The 18,242-nt window shown below is 38.9% G+C and carries 20 protein-coding genes; 9 read left to right on the top strand and 11 right to left on the bottom strand.

Annotation, left to right across the window (positions count from 1 at the left end; all coding sequences use genetic code 11):
- The first annotated feature begins 87 nt into the window (after positions 1-87).
- Positions 88-453 (top strand): flavodoxin, encoded by a 366-nt coding sequence (locus BW964_RS01120; RefSeq protein ID WP_228432066.1) that lies wholly within the window; start codon positions 88-90, stop codon positions 451-453.
- A gap of 68 nt (positions 454-521) precedes the next feature.
- A complete protein-coding gene (locus BW964_RS01115) occupies positions 522-884 on the top strand; it encodes a carboxymuconolactone decarboxylase family protein (protein ID WP_228432064.1) in 363 nt (120 codons plus the stop codon).
- 2 nt (positions 885-886) lie between these two features.
- Here the strand turns inward: BW964_RS01115 and BW964_RS01110 are convergent, their stop codons facing one another.
- The 6 genes from BW964_RS01110 to BW964_RS01085 all read right to left on the bottom strand — a co-directional run bounded on the left by BW964_RS01110 (position 887) and on the right by BW964_RS01085 (position 5,094).
- Positions 887-1,645, bottom strand: a complete 759-nt coding sequence (locus tag BW964_RS01110; protein WP_076504039.1) for a GEVED domain-containing protein — start codon at positions 1,643-1,645, stop codon at positions 887-889.
- Between the two features lie 295 nt (positions 1,646-1,940).
- The gene (locus BW964_RS22280) at positions 1,941-2,225 is read right to left on the bottom strand and encodes a bacteriocin-like protein (RefSeq protein ID WP_076504038.1); all 285 of its coding nucleotides are present in this window, start codon (positions 2,223-2,225) and stop codon (positions 1,941-1,943) included.
- Positions 2,226-2,557: 332 nt separating this feature from the next.
- Positions 2,558-3,589: an ACR3 family arsenite efflux transporter gene (gene arsB / locus BW964_RS01100; RefSeq protein ID WP_076504037.1), complete on the bottom strand. Its 1,032-nt coding sequence runs from the start codon at positions 3,587-3,589 to the stop codon at positions 2,558-2,560.
- A 16-nt stretch (positions 3,590-3,605) separates the two neighbouring features.
- Positions 3,606-4,223, bottom strand: coding sequence for a low molecular weight phosphatase family protein (locus BW964_RS01095; protein ID WP_076504036.1), 618 nt, complete (start codon positions 4,221-4,223; stop codon positions 3,606-3,608).
- A gap of 24 nt (positions 4,224-4,247) precedes the next feature.
- Positions 4,248-4,709, bottom strand: coding sequence for a DUF6428 family protein (locus BW964_RS01090; protein WP_076504035.1), 462 nt, complete (start codon positions 4,707-4,709; stop codon positions 4,248-4,250).
- A 58-nt stretch (positions 4,710-4,767) separates the two neighbouring features.
- Entirely contained in the window at positions 4,768-5,094 is a 327-nt protein-coding gene (locus BW964_RS01085) for an ArsR/SmtB family transcription factor (protein ID WP_076504034.1), read from the bottom strand.
- 166 nt (positions 5,095-5,260) lie between these two features.
- Here BW964_RS01085 and map point away from each other — a divergent pair, with 166 nt between their 5' ends.
- Positions 5,261-6,025, top strand: coding sequence for a type I methionyl aminopeptidase (map, locus tag BW964_RS01080; protein WP_076504032.1), 765 nt, complete (start codon positions 5,261-5,263; stop codon positions 6,023-6,025).
- A gap of 91 nt (positions 6,026-6,116) precedes the next feature.
- Here the strand turns inward: map and BW964_RS01075 are convergent, their stop codons facing one another.
- Positions 6,117-6,416: a hypothetical protein gene (locus BW964_RS01075; protein ID WP_123911980.1), complete on the bottom strand. Its 300-nt coding sequence runs from the start codon at positions 6,414-6,416 to the stop codon at positions 6,117-6,119.
- A 251-nt stretch (positions 6,417-6,667) separates the two neighbouring features.
- On the opposite strand from BW964_RS01075, the gene BW964_RS01070 reads away from it, so the two are divergent.
- Positions 6,668-9,535, top strand: a complete 2,868-nt coding sequence (locus tag BW964_RS01070; protein ID WP_228432062.1) for an AsmA-like C-terminal region-containing protein — start codon at positions 6,668-6,670, stop codon at positions 9,533-9,535.
- Positions 9,536-9,567: 32 nt separating this feature from the next.
- On the opposite strand, the gene BW964_RS01065 is transcribed toward BW964_RS01070, so the two are convergent.
- Both BW964_RS01065 and dinB read right to left on the bottom strand, forming a co-directional pair.
- Positions 9,568-12,621, bottom strand: a complete 3,054-nt coding sequence (locus BW964_RS01065; protein ID WP_076504027.1) for a DNA polymerase III subunit alpha — start codon at positions 12,619-12,621, stop codon at positions 9,568-9,570.
- Positions 12,622-12,642: 21 nt separating this feature from the next.
- The gene (dinB, locus tag BW964_RS01060; RefSeq protein ID WP_076504025.1) at positions 12,643-13,788 is read right to left on the bottom strand and encodes a DNA polymerase IV; all 1,146 of its coding nucleotides are present in this window, start codon (positions 13,786-13,788) and stop codon (positions 12,643-12,645) included.
- A 431-nt stretch (positions 13,789-14,219) separates the two neighbouring features.
- Between dinB and BW964_RS01050 the strand changes: the two genes are divergently transcribed.
- Positions 14,220-15,002, top strand: a complete 783-nt coding sequence (locus BW964_RS01050) for an XRE family transcriptional regulator (protein ID WP_076504022.1) — start codon at positions 14,220-14,222, stop codon at positions 15,000-15,002.
- A 21-nt stretch (positions 15,003-15,023) separates the two neighbouring features.
- A complete protein-coding gene (locus BW964_RS01045; RefSeq protein ID WP_076504021.1) occupies positions 15,024-15,644 on the top strand; it encodes an alpha-ketoglutarate-dependent dioxygenase AlkB family protein in 621 nt (206 codons plus the stop codon).
- Positions 15,645-15,647: 3 nt separating this feature from the next.
- Here BW964_RS01045 and xth read toward each other — a convergent pair whose 3' ends face one another.
- Positions 15,648-16,421: an exodeoxyribonuclease III gene (xth, locus tag BW964_RS01040; RefSeq protein WP_076504019.1), complete on the bottom strand. Its 774-nt coding sequence runs from the start codon at positions 16,419-16,421 to the stop codon at positions 15,648-15,650.
- A 163-nt stretch (positions 16,422-16,584) separates the two neighbouring features.
- Between xth and BW964_RS01035 the strand changes: the two genes are divergently transcribed.
- The 3 genes from BW964_RS01035 to BW964_RS01025 all read left to right on the top strand — a co-directional run bounded on the left by BW964_RS01035 (position 16,585) and on the right by BW964_RS01025 (position 17,716).
- Positions 16,585-16,812: a glutathione synthase gene (locus tag BW964_RS01035; protein ID WP_076504018.1), complete on the top strand. Its 228-nt coding sequence runs from the start codon at positions 16,585-16,587 to the stop codon at positions 16,810-16,812.
- Positions 16,813-16,823: 11 nt separating this feature from the next.
- Positions 16,824-17,057, top strand: a complete 234-nt coding sequence (locus BW964_RS01030; RefSeq protein ID WP_076504016.1) for a hypothetical protein — start codon at positions 16,824-16,826, stop codon at positions 17,055-17,057.
- 92 nt (positions 17,058-17,149) lie between these two features.
- Complete coding sequence (locus BW964_RS01025) at positions 17,150-17,716, top strand: YciE/YciF ferroxidase family protein (RefSeq protein ID WP_073334529.1); 567 nt, start codon at positions 17,150-17,152, stop codon at positions 17,714-17,716.
- 170 nt (positions 17,717-17,886) lie between these two features.
- Here BW964_RS01025 and BW964_RS01020 read toward each other — a convergent pair whose 3' ends face one another.
- Entirely contained in the window at positions 17,887-18,231 is a 345-nt protein-coding gene (locus BW964_RS01020; protein WP_076504014.1) for a hypothetical protein, read from the bottom strand.
- Positions 18,232-18,242 lie beyond the last annotated feature (11 nt).

Below are 18,242 nucleotides of genomic sequence, written 5' to 3'. Positions count from 1 at the left end.
AAAGATTTTCAAAGAACTTGAGTGTACTTTATATACGCAAAGCTGGATACTTAAAAAAACTTAAGTGTTCAAAAACTTTTGTGACTTTTGTGGTTTAAAAATCAACCTAATTTCCAACACTTTAGTCCTTACCCAAAAGATTACAAAGCTACAGTAGACCAGGTATCTGAAGAAAATAGAACCGGATTTCTGCCGTCTCTCAAAACAAAGATGAATGACCTTGAAAAATATGATGTGGTATTGATAGGTTTTCCAACCTGGGGAATGAAGTTGCCCTCACCTGTGAAAAGCTTTTTAAGCCAGTATGATTTAAAAGGAAAAACGATTGTTCCCTTCAATACCAATGCAGGCTATGGAGCCGGGAGCAGTTTTGAGACCATAAAAGCTCTGTGTCCCCAAAGCAAAATACTGGAAGGGATTTCTGTTAAAGAAGGTATAGAAAGAAGAGACTGAAAAGCAGGTCCATCAGTGGCTTATTAAAATTGGACTACTCAATCAGTAAACCGTAAAAAAATGACAGGATGAAGCAATTCAATATTTTAAGTGCTATAGCAATGATCATCTTTTTTTCATTGTTCAGTCAACCCATAAAATCTCAGGAAATGAAATCAAACGATAAAAATTTAAGTATAAAAGAAAAAAGGATCATTAGAATTTCCTCATACACTGCCAAAGGAGATCTGATACGGTTAAAAAAGGAACTCAATGAGGGATTGAATGCAGGTCTGAGGAGTAATGAGATCAAAGAAATATTGGTTCATACGTATGCCTATTGTGGTTTTCCCCGGAGTATCCGTGGTCTCCAGACTTTTATGGAAGTGATTGATGACAGAAAATCCGCAGGAATACAAATCCGGTTATTACACCGGATTTTAATTTGTTGAGTCTAGTTCTTGATGATTGAAGAGCTTTGAATTTGTTTTTTTGAATGAACATTGAGGATATAGTTTCCTTTGGACAGATGGGAAAGATCTACCTGACCTCTTGTATTGCCAATGGATTTTCTTAGAATTTCCCTCCCGGATGCATCATGCAGGTTGATAAAATCAATGGGAGCATCACTCTCAAAGGTGAATTCATCTGTAACGGGATTGGGATATGATTTAAAATGTTTCTTCCTGTCTGCTTCTGAAACAGACAAAGCGTTATTGACGATCTGTAATGTGTAATCTCTGGTTTCTCCTGAACCAAAATTTTTGCAGGCATCCGCCGGAAGAAGTGGACTGCCGAATGCACGGGATCTGACTCTTGCTTTTATTTTTCCAGCCGGAACTGACTGGGGAATAGACAGCGTAGATGTGTTTTGAGTGATCATGGAATTCGTCAGTAAGGTATATTCTTCAGCCTCAAACACTCCGTTATGGTTGTAATCCAGCCAAATAGCTGTAATGGCTTCAGAGGAAGTGAACGTATAGAGGTTGTAGGTGTTTCCGGAATTTAAAGAAGCTGTAGTTTCAGCTGTTGGTGCATATTCATGATAGTAAGTACTCAAAGGAGCATTGGTTACATGCTTAAATGGAGTGCTCTCAATTCGTATTTCAACAAACCCGGGATCTGATCCCCCGCCAAGATTGGAAGTGCATGGACTTGATTGCGCTTTTAAAAGGCCGCTTAATAACACCAAAAAAAATAAGGATGATTTCATAAAGTATATGATTTAAATTTCTTATTGTAACTTTGTTGCAAAAGTAAAAATAAAACTTTAAATAAAGCAACTTTGTTGCATTAATATGTATTGAAATACATTCTGATAGTGAAACATGGTGAAAATGGATTAGGCTTGAATAAGTTCCATCAAGAAAATAAAATATTAATAATCAATCCTCTAATATTAAAACATGCACAATTTCGTTTGAGTAGACTCCATTTTTCATTTTTGTATAATTCATAAAAAAACCGCTCTTTTCAGAGCGGTATACTTTTTTAATTGATGGGATGTCTTAACAAGTAGATCCACATGAAAGAACTTGGATGTGTACAACACCGTTAACAACGCACTGTACCTGGCATAATGTAGTTCCTACAAGAGTTCCTACACCATTTACAGCACCCCCTACTGTATTGGTTACGCCACCTACAACACCACCTACGATAGTGCCTACGCCGCCTACTACTCCACCCACTACTCCGCCAAGGCCACCGATAACACCTCCGATGTTATCGAATATTCCGTTACCTGAAATAGTTTTTAATTCGTTTCTGTTTAATTTTTTAAAATTTTTCATGATATAAAATTTGTATGATTATTACATCACTAAGGTAAGAATAATTACAATACCACGATATTTTTTCTTAAAAAAATAATTAAAAATGTTTATAACTTAATATTCCATTAATATAAACGGTATTTAATGAATATATCATTATTTGACTTATCTTTCTTATTTTTGTGAAAATGAATAATTTACCCATGCATTTGTTAAATTGAATTTAACACCCCATTTGGTGTCTGCTACGATTCACGTTCAGTATTCTATGCTTGTGATGAAAATCATTCATTCAAAAAGTAAGGCTGTTGACCTACCAAATGAACTTTCGAAAGCCTGCTTTTGTATGCTTAGCGGTCGTATTTTTTCTTTAACCATAAACTTATCCGGACAAGCAGGATTAAAACAGGAACTTCTACCAACGGTCCTATTACCCCTACAAATGCCTGTGGGGAATGAATCCCGAATAAGGCTATGGATACGGCAATAGCCAGTTCAAAATTATTCCCGGTTGCTGTAAAAGATAGAGATGCATTTTTATCATAAGGTACCTTCAGTGATCTATTGATAAAGAAACTTACAAAAAACATCAGGACAAAATAGACTGTGAGTGGTAAAGCTACTTTTAAAACATCTAAAGGCAGCTCCAGTATTTTCTCTCCTTTGAGACTGAACATTAAGACAATGGTGAATAATAAAGCATATAAAGTTAGTGGAGAGATCATGGGAATAAACTTTCTGTTGTACCACTCCGCTCCTTTCATTCTTGTGAGAATATAACGGCTGAAAAAACCTGCCGCAAAAGGAATTCCTAAATACATCAGAACGCTTTCCGTCACCTCCTTCATGGATATGCTTACATTAAAATGAGCCAGACCTAGTTTTCCGGGCAAAATATTAATAAAAAGCCAAACCATAAAGCTGTAACTGAAGATCTGGAACACGCTGTTCAAAGCAACCAGCAATGCTCCATATTCGCGATTTCCTTTAGCCAGGTCATTCCATACAAGAACCATGGCAATGCATCTGGCCAGACCAATAAGGATTAAACCCATCATATAATCAGGTTCATTTCTCAGAAAGACCATCGCCAGTATAAACATCAAAACCGGACCTATTACCCAATTCAGCAGTAAAGAAATACCTATGACTTTTTTATCTCCCAATGCTTTGGGTAAAAGGGAATAGTCCACCTTGGCCAGAGGGGGATACATCATAATGATTAATCCAATGGCTAGAGGAATATTGGTTGTTCCTACCGATAAAGAATGGGTCATCTCCGAAATAGCCGGAAAGAAATAGCCGAGCCCAATTCCTGAAAACATGGCCAGAAATATCCACAGCGTAAGAAATCTGTCAAGAAATTTTAATCGGGGTTGCATTACGTTTGTTTTTAATTTATTTCAGTCGTTTTATCTGCGAAAAGATGTAGAACATTTCAGCACCTATTTGCAGGCTTTTCTCATGATAAACTCGCGTTTGCTCATTCGTACCGTCGGACATTTTAGGATCTTCAAAGGGAATAGAAATACGTTTTTCTGCTCCTTCGATAAAAGGACATTCCCCGTCTGCCTGTGAACAGGTCATCACAGCTGCAAAACCGGAATCCGGATTAAAGGGGCTGTCGTATTTTTTAGAAAAACCGATGACAGGAGGTCTGTTTTCATCATACTTTATGGCATATACAGGATTTTCAGTATCGGATATTTTAAAGATTTTACATCCCTGTTCCTGCAATGTTTCTGCGATTTTAGGAAACATTGCCGTTTCCTCTGTTCCCCCTGAATAGCAGAGTACATTGGGAATATTATAATAAATACCGGCTATTTGTGCCCAGACTTGCGCCAGATGGCTTCTGCGGGAATTATGGGTGCAGATAAAATTAATATCTGTGTTTCTTTCGTCTTCCGTTCTTTTTTGGATAAAGTCGATCAATAGCTGTAATACTACTTTTCGTTCTTCCCCGATTTGCTGGTTTTTGAACAGCGTTATTGTTTCCAGTAGTTTAGGATACATTTCTGATTTAATTTGAAGTGAATTTTAACAGCATCCTGAGTTTGGAGTACAACAGGAAACCGTATCAGAGGAAAGTTCTGACCCTTTTTCTGCAGGAATTCCACAAGCTTCCTGAGCCAGACAAGCTGTTGTTTTGTTTTTAAGGATGAAATTTTTTCCGTTAAATTCCAGATTGTATTTTCCGATGGTTGTATTTTGATATTCCACTTCAATTTCGTTATCTTCAATCCCCAATTTCTCTTCCGACAGCTTGATAATGCTGAGAAGCTTTGCGGGTTTTAGCTGATGCTCAAAATCATCTGCGTTCCATAGCTGAAAATTCACTGCTTTTTCATTCCGGATAACGCCTCCGCAGTCGATAAAATGCTTTGTTACCGTTCCTACTTCTGTAACGTGGAAGTGCTCCGGTACAAAAGTTCCGTTTTCCAATTGGAATTCAATAGTCTCTAACGTTGGTAAAATTTCTTTGATTTCAGACAGTTTCATTTTTATTGATTATATTGGTTAATTGCAATATTACGATATATTGGGTTAAAAAAATGCCTTAACAGCATTTTTGTTCTTTAACGGAGAGTACAATGTTTGAGAAATATTCTTTCAAAATTCCAAATGTATCTTTATCAATACAATAGCAAATAGCGGTCCCTTCAATATTCCCTTTGATCAGGCCTGCATTTTTCAGTTCTTTCAAATGCTGAGATACAGTAGCCTGGGCCAGAGGAAGTTCATTCACAATATCCCCGCAGATACAGGTATCCACTTTAAGCAAATACTCAATAATAGCCACTCTTGCAGGATGGCCAAGCGCTTTGCATATAACGGCAATCTTGTTTTGATGATCGGTAAAGTGGTCCGTTTTAGTGGCTCCCATGATATATTATTATATCGCAATATTACGATTAAATTTTGGAATACAAAATTATCTTGTGCTTTTTATTGATTTAGACTAACATCTTACGGTTAGAAGCGATCAGAGATCCTGCAGATTTTGTTAACTTTGCATTTCCCAACAATTATTAACCGGAAATAACAGAAGTATGTCTATAACCAATGAACAGGAATTAGCAGGAATGCAAAAAGCAAGCGAAGCTGTCGCCTATACTTTAAAAGAAATGATTCAGTATGCTCAGCCTGGTATGACTACTAAAGATCTTGATGAGTATGGAGCGAAGATCCTCTCCGGCTTCGGTGCAAAATCAGCGCCGCATCTTACCTATGGATTTCCGGGATGGACCTGCATCAGTGTAGATCATGAATTTTGCCATGGCATTCCTACCGATAAAAGAATATTGAAAGAAGGAGATCTCATCAACATTGATGTTTCCGCGGAACTGAACGGATACTGGTCAGACAACGGAGGTTCTTTTGTGATTGGAAAAGATATTCATCAGCACCAGACCTTGGTAGATGCTTCCAAAGACATTTTGCAAAAAGCAATCCACCATATAAAAGGAGGCGTAAAAATAGCAGATATTGGATTTCTAATGGAATCCGAGGCGAAAAAAAGAGGGTTTAAAGTCATTAGAAACCTTGCCGGACATGGCATCGGAAGAAGCCTGCATGAACAACCCGATGAACTGATGAATTACAGAAACCGGTACGATTCAAGAAGATTCAGGAAAAACTCTGTCATCGCAATTGAAACATTTATCTCTACAACTTCCAGCATTGCCGTAGAGCTTAACGATGGATGGACCATGGTAGGCAATAAAGGCGGATATATGGCACAACACGAACATACCATTGTGGTTACCGATGGAAAACCCATTATTTTAACTGAAATGAATGAGATATTGAACTAAATATTATTTTTACTTCCAAAATAAGAATTACATTTACATAAACGAATCCCGAACTGAAAGGTTCGGGATTCTGTGTTTTAATCAAATATAACTATTGTGGCGATGCCTTTCCTGAACTTCTGTTGCTGTTGTTTTGAGCTGCCTCAGGTGTTGTTTTCCGCTCACCATAACGGGTTGAATTGGGTTGATTGGTACTTGGTTGTGACTGTTGTTGTGGTGCCGGGTTACTCGTTCTTTGTGTAGTTACCTTCTCTGATGAAGCGTTCCGATTACTATCATAAACAGAACCATTATTTACGGTTGTTTCTTTTTGCTGTCCTGTTTTAGATTCTTGTGCATTGATGCAGATTGCTCCTAATAAAAGAGCTGCTACTAAAGTTAATTTTTTCATGGTATTAATTTTTTTGTTCATACCAAAGTTATAAACAATTATAAGTCTGCGAAATTACACAAAAGGAGTATTTTATATGAACCTGTACAACTTTTTTCTAATATAGTATCTGTCTTTAATACATCTGTTTAACGTGCTTAAGGATCATAATTTTAACAAATGGCTTAATTTTAGATTACGAATAACTAATTATTATTGCCAAAATAAGTAATCAAAATTATGGATGTATGGAAAAGGTTAAAAAAATAATTTTGAAAATTCTAAAATGGACCGGAATTTCAATAGCAGCTATCTTATTTTTAATGTTCATCATTCCCCTGCTTTTTCCGGGAACCATTTCTCAGCAGGTAAAACTGTTCGCCAATAAACATCTTGCCGGAAAGCTAGATTATAAAAAGACGCATCTTACTTTTTTCCGGCACTTCCCTTCCCTCACCGTCTCTGTAGATGATCTTGTCTTGCAGGGTTCCAGGCCTTTTCAGAATGATACCTTGCTCACAGCCAAAGAAGTATCCGTAGGGATTAATCTCAAGAACCTGATTTTCAATCGCGAAGTAAAGATCGATGAAATCTACGTTACCGATGCCAATGCCAATGTCTTTGTCAACAGTAAAGGGGAAGCCAATTACAATGTGTATGTGTCCAAGCCTTCGGGAAAGACAAAAGACACTACAGAAACGGGCGCTTCTATACAATTGGACCTGATCAAATTCAAAAACTGGAACATCAAATATAATGATCATTCCGCAAGAGTTTTAGTCGATGCCAAAGGACTCAATTATACTGGAAAAGGAGGTTTAAGCGAAGATATTTTTGATCTTCAGACCAATCTTGACATCAATACAGTAGATTTCAGCCTGAACAGAATCTATTATGCCAAACAAAAAACCTTACACGCCGACCTGATCACCCGAATCAATACCAATGCTCTGACATTTGTATTGCAGAAAAATGAGTTGAGGATCAATGATTTGCCTTTAAAATTCATCGGATTCATCAGTATTCTTAAAGATGGATACAATATGGACATCAAAGCTGCTTCGGAGAAAACCACCATCCGTGAAATGATTTCCGTCCTGCCGCCACAGTATCTCGACTGGGCTAAAGACACTAAAATAGAAGGCAACAGCGATCTGTATTTTCATATCAAAGGCAGATTCAGTGAACTCAAAAGCAGTAAACCGGAGGTTAAAGTACGCCTTTTGGTTAAAAACGGCTCTGTTTCTAATGGAAAAGCGCCTGTTCCGATGAACCATCTCAATATGGATCTTAATATAGATTTACCATCATTAGATACCGATCAGCTTGCTGTAAATTTGAAACAACTGAGTTTTGATCTCGGCCCGAATAATAAGTTCCGTGCTTCTGTAAAAACCAAAGGTTTGAACGAAATGCAGATGGATGCCAACATCAAAGGAACTGTAGATCTTCAGACTCTGGATCATGCTTTGGGACTGAAAGATATTGACATCAGAGGTTTAATGGATACTGATATTAAAGCCAATGGAATTTTCAGTCTGGATAAAAAATTATTTCCCAAAACCAATGGATATCTGAACCTTAAAAATGGGCTGGTCAAAACAAAATATTACCCCAACCCTATTCAAAACATCAATTTAATAGCCAACATTATCAATACTGACGGTACTTTCGGCAGTCTTGGCGTGAAACTGGATCCTTTTAGTTTTGATTTTGAAGGAAATCCTGTTTTTGTGAATGCTGACCTTCAGAATTTTGAAGATCTGTTGTATAAAGTGAGGGCAAAAGGGGTACTGAATGTCGGAAGAATTTATAAAGTTTTTGCGAAAAAAGGATTTGATGTCAGTGGATTAATTATGGCCGATCTTTCCCTTAATGGAAAGCAAAGCTATGCTACAAAAGGCCAGTACAGCAAACTTGACAACAAAGGGACATTAATTTTAAAAAACATTAAAGCGACCACAGAATACCTTCCTCAGTCATTTTTTATCAAAGAAGGAAATTTCCAGTTTGAGAATGAGAAAATGTGGTTCAGAAAGTTTCTGGCTACCTATGGGAAATCTGATTTTGCTCTGAATGGTTATCTTTTAAATACCATCAATTATTTTATTGAAAGAAAAGGAACACTCCACGGAAAATTCAATTTAAATTCCAATTATATTCTGATTGATGAATTTATGGCTCTTAAAAATGGCGACAATACTGATAAATCCATCGAAGTGGAATATGCAAAAGTAGAAAACCCTAAAAGCAGCGGCGTAGTCATTATCCCGAAAAATCTGGATGTTTCCCTTGAAGCGAATGCTAAAAAAGTTGAATTTAAAGGTTTAACACTTAATCATCTGAAAGGAAATGCTTCTGTAAACAAAGGAGAAGTTTATCTTAAAAACACCTCATTTGATATTATCGGAAGCCGCATGAATATAGATGCCCGTTATCAGGATGAATCTCCACTGACAGCTAATTATGATGTGGCTCTTAAAGTTCAGGATTTTGATGTTCAGAGAGCGTATAAAGAAATTGATATGGTTCGTGAAATGGCAACGGCAGCCAAAGATGTCAAAGGAATCGTATCCCTGGACTATAAACTGAAAGGTGATTTTGATAAAAATATGAGCCCGATCTATCCTTCACTGGAAGGCGGTGGAACGGTCAATCTCCGTGATGTGGAGGTGAAAAACCTGAAAATGCTTTCTGCGGTCGGTGATAATATCGGAGCCAGGGCTTTTGATAATCCCGATATGAAAGGCGTAAATATAGAAACCAATATTAAAAATAACTTGATTCATGTAGACAAGTTCACCTTTAAAGTATCGGTTCTCAGACCCTCTATCAGCGGAACGACCAGTTTCAACGGATTACTGGACTTAAGAGTAAGGGTGGGTCTGCCTCCGGGAGGATGGATTGGTTTTCCGGTAGTGGTAACAGGAACCCACAGCCAACCTAAAATCAAAATTTTCAGCAAAACAGGACAGGGAATTCTAGATGCTTTATACAATCAAAAATCAAATAAAGTGATCCGCGAAGAAAGACGGGCCGAAAAAAAATCAAGAAGGCAACAGCGAAAAGAAAAAGAAGCTCAGGAAAACAAAGCTAAAAATGCAGAAAAGCAGGTGAGCAAAGATCTCAAGGAAAAATAAAAAGAAAGACTGTCTGATAGGGGCAGTCTTTTTTACTGGAATTTCTGCCTTGGCAATCCAATCTCATGCGCCTGCGGATAAGGTTTTCTGGAGGTCATGCTCACATCTTCTTTGATCTGCCGGTGAATATCATACTGCTTATCTTTGTCATAAGCATATCTTGGATCCGGAATCATAGGCATCTTTGCCATTTTATGAATGGTGATCGTTGGAAAATGATAATCCACTTCTACAGTTCCCAGCAGCAGATAGCAGCCTCCGCCCTGAAATGGATACTCATTCAGGCTGTCCGGAAAATGGGCCGTATCAAAATAATCTCCATTCACATCGATCCAGGTTCCGAAATACATCGTTCCTTTTTTGGTCGGGACATGTTTTCTGGAAATCAGATAGGCCATCATTTTTACCTGCTTTTTATGATGCTGCAACAAGTCTTTCACCCATACAGAGCCTCTGTATGAAGTCTTCAGCAGATCAAACGGAATACAGGAAACCGGAAATCCGATGATCTCAATTTCATCAAAGGCATCTTCAAAATTTTCCCGCTTCAGTTCAGGTAGTTTGTATTCCTGAACTGGTTCCTCTATCAGCAACAAGCCTCTGTTTTCAGGTTTAAAATTAATCAAAAGCAGCCGGGCTTCTACCAGAAGTTCATTCTTCGGCTGTCCTGTAAAACGGAATGCTCCGATAAAAATAAGCGTTTGAATCGTTTCAATACCGATGGGAATGCGGCGGATAAAATCTTCCAGTGACTGGAAATTTCCGTTTTTATTCCGTTCCTCGGCAATTCCATGGGCTAATCTGCTTTCAAGTCCCTGAAGAAGCATAAATCCGAGATAGATCTCTTTTCCTTTCAATACCGTTTGATATTCACTGGTGTTGACACAGGGAGTCTGCACAGAGGCTCCGGACATTTTAGCCTCATGAATATATACTTCCGTTCTGTAAAATCCCCCTTGATTATTAATGACAGAAACCATAAATTCCAGCGGATAATATACCTTCAGATAAAGACTCTGATAGCTTTCTACCGCATACGAAGCCGAATGCGCCTTACAAAAAGAATAGCCTGCAAATGATTCAATCTGACGATAGGCTTCCGCAGTCAGCTGCCCGGAATGTCCCTTGCTTTTACAGGAGGCAAAGAAATTAGCCTTTACTTCCTGAAGTTTTTCCAGCGAACGGCCTTTCCCACTCATGGCTCTGCGGAGAATATCTCCATCCGCTAAGGACAATCCTCCAAAATACTGGGCAATTTTAATCACATCTTCCTGATACACCATGATGCCGTAGGTTTCCTTCAAATGCTGTTCAAACACCGAATGAAAATATTCAAATTGATCGGGATGATTATGCCTGAAAATGTATTCTCTCATCATCCCACTTTGGGCAACTCCCGGTCTGATAATCGAGGAAGCCGCAACGAGTGTTCTGTAATCTCCGCATTTTAATCTTCTTAAAAGTCCCCGCATCGCAGGTGATTCAATATAAAAGCATCCGATGGTTTTTCCCTGAGCCAGATGTTCATTGGCCAGTGCTTCATTTTTAGAAAGGGTGGTATCCCGGATATCCACGGTAATGCCTCTGGTTTCTTTAATTAATTTCACGGTATCATTGATCGTTCCCAAGCCTCTCTGGGAAAGAATATCAAATTTTTCCAGACCTATATCTTCTGCGGTGTACATATCAAACTGAACAATAGGAAATCCTTTTGGCGGCATTTCCAGTGCGGTAAAGTTGGTGATAGGTTCCTCAGAGATCAGGATCCCGCAGGCATGCATGCTTCTTTGGTTGGGAAATTTTTCCAGCAGTTTGCCGTATTTAGCCACCTTATCCACTACCTTATTCCGGTCATGGGCTTCCACAGATTGCGTGGTAAGGCTGTCCAGTTCTTCTTTAGGCAGTCCAAAAGCTTTTCCCACCTCCCGGAATATCGATTTGTATTTGAATTCTACATTCGTTCCGCAGAACGCAACATGCTCTTTTCCATAACGATCAAAAATGTACTGCAACATCGGGTCTCTCTCCTGCCAGCTCCAGTCGATATCAAAATCCGGTGGCGTTTTTCGGTTAAGATTCAAAAAGCGTTCAAAATAAAGATCCAGTTCCAATGGACAGATATCGGTAATTCCCAAACAGTAACTGACTATTGAATTCGCTCCGCTCCCCCGTCCCACATGCATAAATCCCATCCTGTTGCTGTAACGGATGATATCCCAGGTAATCAGAAAGTAAGAACAGAATTTAAGCTCATGGATCACTTTCAGTTCTTTTTCTATCCTTTCTCGGGCTTCTTTATGATCTAAACCATAGCGCTTTTCCAAACCCAAATAAGCAAGTCTGGTCAGAAATTTCAGATCACTTTCCCTCGATTTTGTAAAATTCAGTTGATTTCTTACCTTTTTAAAATCAAATTCAAAATGGCAGCTGCTGAAGATATTTTTTGTATTTTCAATGATCTCCGGATACCCCTGAAATGCTTTCTGAATCTCTTCTTCAGACCTCAGGTATTCAGATTTCCGGCATATATCGCTTTCTTCAAGCTTACTAAGCAATGTATTATGATCGATGGCTCTCAGGATGCGGTGAAGATGATATTCTTCTTTAGTCCTGAAGGTGATCGGCTGGAGAATGGCCATTTTTGAAATCAACCTCTGAAATTCAGGGCGAATAAGGAGGGTAAGCTCCTCTTCCCGGATCCCGATGAATTCATTGTCTTTCAGGATTTCAGGGATATTTCCGATTGGGTAAATAACCAGCACATTCCCGAAGTCAGGAGCCGTCTCTGATAAGTCTTTACTATTGCAATGATAGTCTGTGATCATCCTGTTTACCTCTCCGATACCACTGAATTCTTTAGCCACCGTAATATAAAGAAGCCTGCCGTCTTTTCTGATTTCCACACCGGGAACAGGTTTGATACCATGCTTCTCGCATTCTTTTTTAAATTCATAAATCCCGGTAACCGTATTGATATCCGTAAGCACCAACTCTTTAATGCCAAGCGTTTTTGCCTGGGCAACCAGTTCTTTCACCGATAAAGTTCCGTAACGGAGGCTGTGATAGGAATGACAGTTGAGAAACATAATCTGAAGATTTTTTAAGGGTTATTTTCCGAAGTCAAAGCCGGAAGCCCTGCCTACCGCATCAGAGCCAAAGCGGTTTTTGAGATCATCCATAGCCTGATAAAGACTCATTTGCTCTTCTGTATCTTCAAAAAGATTCATCTGGTGACTGCCATGAACCAATCCTGTAAAACGCAGTCCAACGAGGCGAAGCCTCATTCTCCGGGTATATGCTTTATTAAAAAGATCCAAAGCAACCCTCGACAACGTGTGATCTGCGGAAGTATAAGCAACTCTGGACTGTTTGGTTTCGGTATCAAAATTGGCATAGCGGATCTTTACAGCCACAGTGGAAGTCAGCCACTTTTCTTTTCTCAGCTGATACGCCAGTTGTTCAGCCATCCCGGATATTAATCTTTTCAATTCCGGAATATCCATGGTATCGGAAGTAAAAGTTCGTTCCATTGATATTGACTTTCTTTCAGAATAAGGAATGACAGGATTTTCATCGATTCCGTTGGCTTTCTTCCACAGTTCACTGCCGTTCTGCCCGATCATTTGCTGAAGAATCAGGAGCGGCATTTCGGATAAAGTCTGGATAGTACGAATCCCAACTCGAGACAATATCTGAAAAGTTTTATCCCCTACCATCGGGATTTTTTTTATAGAGAGCGGATCCAGGAAAGGCTTGACTTCCTGTAGCTTGATCTCCATTTTTCCAGGTTTGGCCTCTCCGGTTCCTATCTTGGAAACTGTTTTATTGGAAGATAAGGCAAAACTTATGGGAAGTCCGGTTTCTTTGGTGACGGCAGAAGCGATTTCATCGGTCCATTTGTAGCATCCGAAAAATTTATCCATTCCTGAGAGATCCAGGTAGAATTCGTCAATACTTGCTTTTTCCATCAAGGGTACTTTTTCCTGGATAATATCGGTTACGGTATGAGACAGTCTGGAGTACATTTCATAGTCACCACGAACTACTTTAGCATCCGGACAAAGCCTGAGAGCCATTCTGATCGGCATGGCAGAACGCACCCCGAAACGGCGTGCTTCATAGGAACATGAGGCCACAACACCTCTGTCCCCACCTCCGATGATCAAAGGGATTCCGTCAAATTTAGAATTGACAAGACGCTCACAGGATACAAAAAATGTATCCAGGTCCATATGTACAATCGCACGTTCCATGATACAAAATTAGATATGTTTTGAATCAAACTTTGTATTTTCATTGATATATTTCGTATCAATGTTTATTTTATGAGAAATGATAAGGGTTTTCCCTCTATAAAAACAGGATGAGGTAAAACGGGTAATAAATGGTAAAAATAGTTTCCACAGACCACCCGGATTACACAGGTTCTGTTTTGTATGATCCAATCACTTATAATTAAATGCAAAGATTTGCTCGATTTGTAGAATCTGTGGAAAGGCAAAAAAATTCAAGGAAAACCCTTGTATACATCATCAGATAAGTTTGTTGAAAAGTTTTTTTTAGGCTAAAAATCCTCAAAACGTTTAATATTTAGAATTAATCGGCTATTAACCCATTTTATTTGCCTTAAATGAATGGGTATTTTGAATCGTAATTTGTATTTTTGTTGATATATTTCGTATCAATGTCAATTTTTTCAAATAATATTCGTTTTTTGAGAGGAAAAAGAAACCTCTCCCAACAATCTGTAGCTACGGAACTGGTGATTTCTCGTGTGCGGTATTCCAAGTATGAAAATGGAGTATCTGAACCACCTATTGAGCTACTTGTCAAAATATCCAAATATTTTCATGTCAGCATTGATCTTCTGGTATCGGTAGATATCCGTAAATACCCAATGGAAGAAATGCTGAAACTTCCGGATAACAGAATTGTTCTTCCTGTAGCGGTAGATAATCTTGGGAATGATACCATTGAGATCATTCCGCAGAAGGCATCGATGGGATATCTTGAAGGTTACAGCGATATTGGCTATATCGAAAGCCTTCAGAGAATAGCTCTCCCCTTCCTGACGAACGGCAAATACAGAGCTTTTCCAGCAGACGGAGATTCTATGCCGCCGTTCAGAAACGGCTCGTATATCGTGGGGAAATATGTAGAAGGAATCAGTGAACTGAAGCCTGGAAAAACCTATGTTTTCATTACCTTAAATGATGGGATTACCTATAAACGTTTTAAAGAAACAAAAGGCAATGCAGTGTGTGTAAGTGCTGATAATTCATTCTATGAGCCGTATGAAATTCCATTTAATGAGGTGGTAGAAATCTGGCAGTACGCCTCAGGAATTTTTCCCGAAGATTTTGAACCGGGAGATTACGAAAGCTATAATTTTAAAGAAATGTTCAGAGAGCTGAAACAGGATATCAAAGATCTGGACCGTAAAGTTTCCGGGCGCCGGAAATCTTAATCATTCTAATTACAGATTGTAATGGACCAGTTAAGTTTATTTGATTCAGAAGAATATTTCCGTTTTCCGGAAGAACTGCTGGAATATACTGATCATTTTTTGTCGGAAAAAGAAGCTTCTCAGCTTGAGGAGCTTCTGATTCGTGTGGCTCCGTGGAAGCAGAGAACCCAGAAAATGTATGATAAAATGGTTCTCACTCCACGACTGACCGCCTGGTATGGAGATGAAAGCAGAACCTACAAACTGGGTGGAAATGATTTTAATGTCAATGCCTGGTTACCGGAATTATTCGCTTTAAAACAGAAGATAGAAGAATCCTCCGGATATCAGTTTAATTCTGTTCTGCTCAATTTATACCGCGATGGTAATGACTCTGTAGCATGGCACCGTGATAAAGAAAGCGAACTGGGAAACCGCCCTGTTATTGCTTCCATAAGTCTCGGACAGGTAAGAAATTTTGATTTCCGGAAAGCAGATGACCACCGGAATAAGTACAGTTTGCCGCTTCAGCATGGCTCGCTGCTGATCATGAAAGGCGATTTACAGTTGAATTGGGAACACCGGATTGCAAAGTCTGTCAAGACTATGAAACCGCGGATTAATCTTACGTTCAGATGGGTGAAGGAAATTGAGAAATCGTGAATTTTATTTCTGCAATTCGATCCAGACAGGGGCATGATCGCTGCTTTTTGTCCAGCCACGGACATGACGGTCGACCCCACCGGATTGTAAGCTTGAATGCAGATAAGGACTTAACAGCATATGATCCAGTCTGATGCCTGCATTGCGGTCATAGGCTTTGTAAAGATAATCCCAGAAGGTGTAAACTGTTTCATCAGGATAGAGCGTGCGTATAGAATCCAGCCAGCCTTTATTCAATAATTCTTTATATGCTTTTCTTACTTCTTTTCTGTATAAGGCATCATTTTCCCAGCGCTCAGGTTTGTAAACATCTTCAGGTCCTGGAATTATATTAAAATCACCTATAATGATGGCGGGCAGTTCCATTTTGATGAGCTGATCAGTCCGTTTTTTTAAACGCCTGATCCAGTCTAATTTATAATCAAATTTAGGTCCCGGATAAGGGTTTCCATTGGGGAGGTACAGACAGCATATCACCATTTGGTCAATAATAGCTTCCATATAGCGGCTTTGCAGATCCTCTGAATCTCCGGGTAAAGTATCCTGAACTTCTGTGATTTCAAGGTCTTTTGCAAGTATCGCTACCCCATTCCAGCTTTTCTGTCCTTTCCAAATCGCCTGATAACCTGCCGCATTGATTTCTTTTACAGGAAACCGTTCCTGAGGAGCTTTCAATTCCTGAAGACAGACAATATCTGGCTGAGCTTCTTTCAGCCACTGCAATAATACGGGCAAACGACCGTTGATTCCGTTTACATTATAGGTTGCTATTTTCATAGGTAAAGGCGGTGTATTGTTTTTACAGGTGCAATAATTATTCCAGCGAATAAGTATCACTCCCTCACGCTTAATCTTAATTTTATTGATCCTTATTAGGTTCAATCATCAGTTGACTGATATTGGCATAGTTTATTCATTAGCTTAAAAATAAAACCTTCCCATGTTAAGTAAAAATTTCACAAAAACAGAATTCGTACTGAATAGCGACAATCAGTATCAGCTTGAATATCGCATGGAAGAAATTGGACAGGGATCTAATTTAACCATTGAAAGGAAAAAAGAAGAGGGAGCATTTGAAACCGTTCAGGCGATAATTACCCGACTGAATGATCGCATTTTTGTCAAATGGAGTGAACCTTTTGACGGCAGACTTATTTTTGAAAACTAAAAAAATATCCTATGAAATACAGTGAAGCCCTACAATACAAAAAAGAAGCTTTAGAAAAGGCGGATGAATCCGTACGAAAAGGTTATCATATCATCATAACTCCCGCTGACACCGGCGAAAGTGCAAAGTACATTGAAGATTTTTCAAAAAAGCCTGATGACTTTAAGGACAACAGTTGCAAAAAATATTCCTCCAACGACGAATATGAAGTGGTAAGTTTCAGGAAAGAAGCGGAAGATGAATAATATCACCTACCACATCAGTACCCGGAAATAGAAGCTGGTCTTATAATTGCAGCTATTCATCATCAAATATTAATCACTAAACTATAATTATTATGGAAAAGAAAAAAACAGCAGGAAAAACAGCGTCGAAAACTGTGGCGAAAAAAACAGGTAAAACTCCGGCTAAAAAAGACGCTGCCAAACAGCTGAAGGATTTGTTTGAAGATTCACTCAAAGACATTTACTGGGCAGAGAAAGCTCTTGTAAAAGCGCTTCCGAAAATGCATAAAAATGCTACGGATAAAAAACTGAAAGCAGCTATTGAGAAGCATTTTAACGAAACTCAGGTTCATGTAAAAAGACTGGAAGAATGTTTCGCTTCTCTTGGTAAAAAAGCTCAGGCTAAAAAATGCGATGCGATGCAGGGATTGCTGGATGAAGGAAAAAGCATTATGGAGGAAACTGAACCGGGCGCAGTAAGAGATGCTGGGATCATTGCTGCTTCTCAGAAAGTAGAACATTATGAAATTGCCACTTACGGGTCACTGGCTGCCTATGCTAAAGTCCTGAAAGAAAAAGACTGTCTTAATAACCTTTTGGCCACTCTTGCCGAAGAAAAAAAATGCGATGCCTTGCTGACAAAAATAGCAGATACCGCTCTTAACAGCAAAGCAAAATAATAAGCTAAGGAAACGGGAGACCGGAAGAAGAATAATTTCAAGTCTCCCTTTTTCTGCTTCCCGTGCTTGAATTCTACTTTTCACTGGACTCATGCATCACATTCCCTGCTGATCATATTATTGATTCAAACGATGTTTTCATAACAGAAATTTAGATTATTATATCCGGATCAGCTTATAAATTCCATCAAACGTTTTCTTGTAATGACCTGATTTCTCTGGTAAAATTCGTCATCCCCCAAACGTGCCAGTGATTCTGTAGATTGGGCAGACAGCCACGTGACGAATAAATCGCGTGTTGCAAAAACAGTTGGAGCATGAAAATCTCCATCATACAGTTCTCCGTATAGAAAGTGATGGTCTTCATTTATTTTCATGCCAATCCCGCAATAATCACGATGGCCATAGCCCAATACCTCGCCTTTCTGTAACTGATCCGCAACAAGATTAGCAAGCCTGTCTCCAAATGTTGTTGTATCCGGTTCCCATTCATCTGAAAAATGATCGCTGTTCATACATATTATTT

It is taken from the genome of Chryseobacterium shigense (assembly GCF_900156575.1).
GTDB lineage: Bacteria > Bacteroidota > Bacteroidia > Flavobacteriales > Weeksellaceae > Chryseobacterium > Chryseobacterium shigense.
The sequence above is the reverse complement of the archived record's forward strand: the minus strand, read 5'-3'. Positions and strand labels throughout refer to the sequence as shown.

Bases quoted from the DNA above. Each gene is read 5' to 3' on its own strand.
- BW964_RS01115 (WP_228432064.1), top strand. From the start codon at position 522: ATGAAGCAATTCAATATTTTAAGTGCTATAGCAATGATCATCTTTTTT.
- BW964_RS01110 (WP_076504039.1), bottom strand. From the start codon at position 1,645: ATGAAATCATCCTTATTTTTTTTGGTGTTATTAAGCGGCCTTTTAAAA.
- BW964_RS22280 (WP_076504038.1), bottom strand. From the start codon at position 2,225: ATGAAAAATTTTAAAAAATTAAACAGAAACGAATTAAAAACTATTTCA.
- arsB (WP_076504037.1), bottom strand. From the start codon at position 3,589: ATGCAACCCCGATTAAAATTTCTTGACAGATTTCTTACGCTGTGGATA.
- BW964_RS01095 (WP_076504036.1), bottom strand. From the start codon at position 4,223: ATGTATCCTAAACTACTGGAAACAATAACGCTGTTCAAAAACCAGCAA.
- BW964_RS01090 (WP_076504035.1), bottom strand. From the start codon at position 4,709: ATGAAACTGTCTGAAATCAAAGAAATTTTACCAACGTTAGAGACTATT.
- BW964_RS01085 (WP_076504034.1), bottom strand. From the start codon at position 5,094: ATGGGAGCCACTAAAACGGACCACTTTACCGATCATCAAAACAAGATT.
- map (WP_076504032.1), top strand. From the start codon at position 5,261: ATGTCTATAACCAATGAACAGGAATTAGCAGGAATGCAAAAAGCAAGC.
- BW964_RS01075 (WP_123911980.1), bottom strand. From the start codon at position 6,416: ATGAAAAAATTAACTTTAGTAGCAGCTCTTTTATTAGGAGCAATCTGC.
- BW964_RS01065 (WP_076504027.1), bottom strand. From the start codon at position 12,621: ATGTTTCTCAACTGTCATTCCTATCACAGCCTCCGTTACGGAACTTTA.
- dinB (WP_076504025.1), bottom strand. From the start codon at position 13,788: ATGGAACGTGCGATTGTACATATGGACCTGGATACATTTTTTGTATCC.
- BW964_RS01050 (WP_076504022.1), top strand. From the start codon at position 14,220: ATGTCAATTTTTTCAAATAATATTCGTTTTTTGAGAGGAAAAAGAAAC.
- BW964_RS01045 (WP_076504021.1), top strand. From the start codon at position 15,024: ATGGACCAGTTAAGTTTATTTGATTCAGAAGAATATTTCCGTTTTCCG.
- xth (WP_076504019.1), bottom strand. From the start codon at position 16,421: ATGAAAATAGCAACCTATAATGTAAACGGAATCAACGGTCGTTTGCCC.
- BW964_RS01035 (WP_076504018.1), top strand. From the start codon at position 16,585: ATGTTAAGTAAAAATTTCACAAAAACAGAATTCGTACTGAATAGCGAC.
- BW964_RS01030 (WP_076504016.1), top strand. From the start codon at position 16,824: ATGAAATACAGTGAAGCCCTACAATACAAAAAAGAAGCTTTAGAAAAG.
- BW964_RS01025 (WP_073334529.1), top strand. From the start codon at position 17,150: ATGGAAAAGAAAAAAACAGCAGGAAAAACAGCGTCGAAAACTGTGGCG.
- BW964_RS01020 (WP_076504014.1), bottom strand. From the start codon at position 18,231: ATGAACAGCGATCATTTTTCAGATGAATGGGAACCGGATACAACAACA.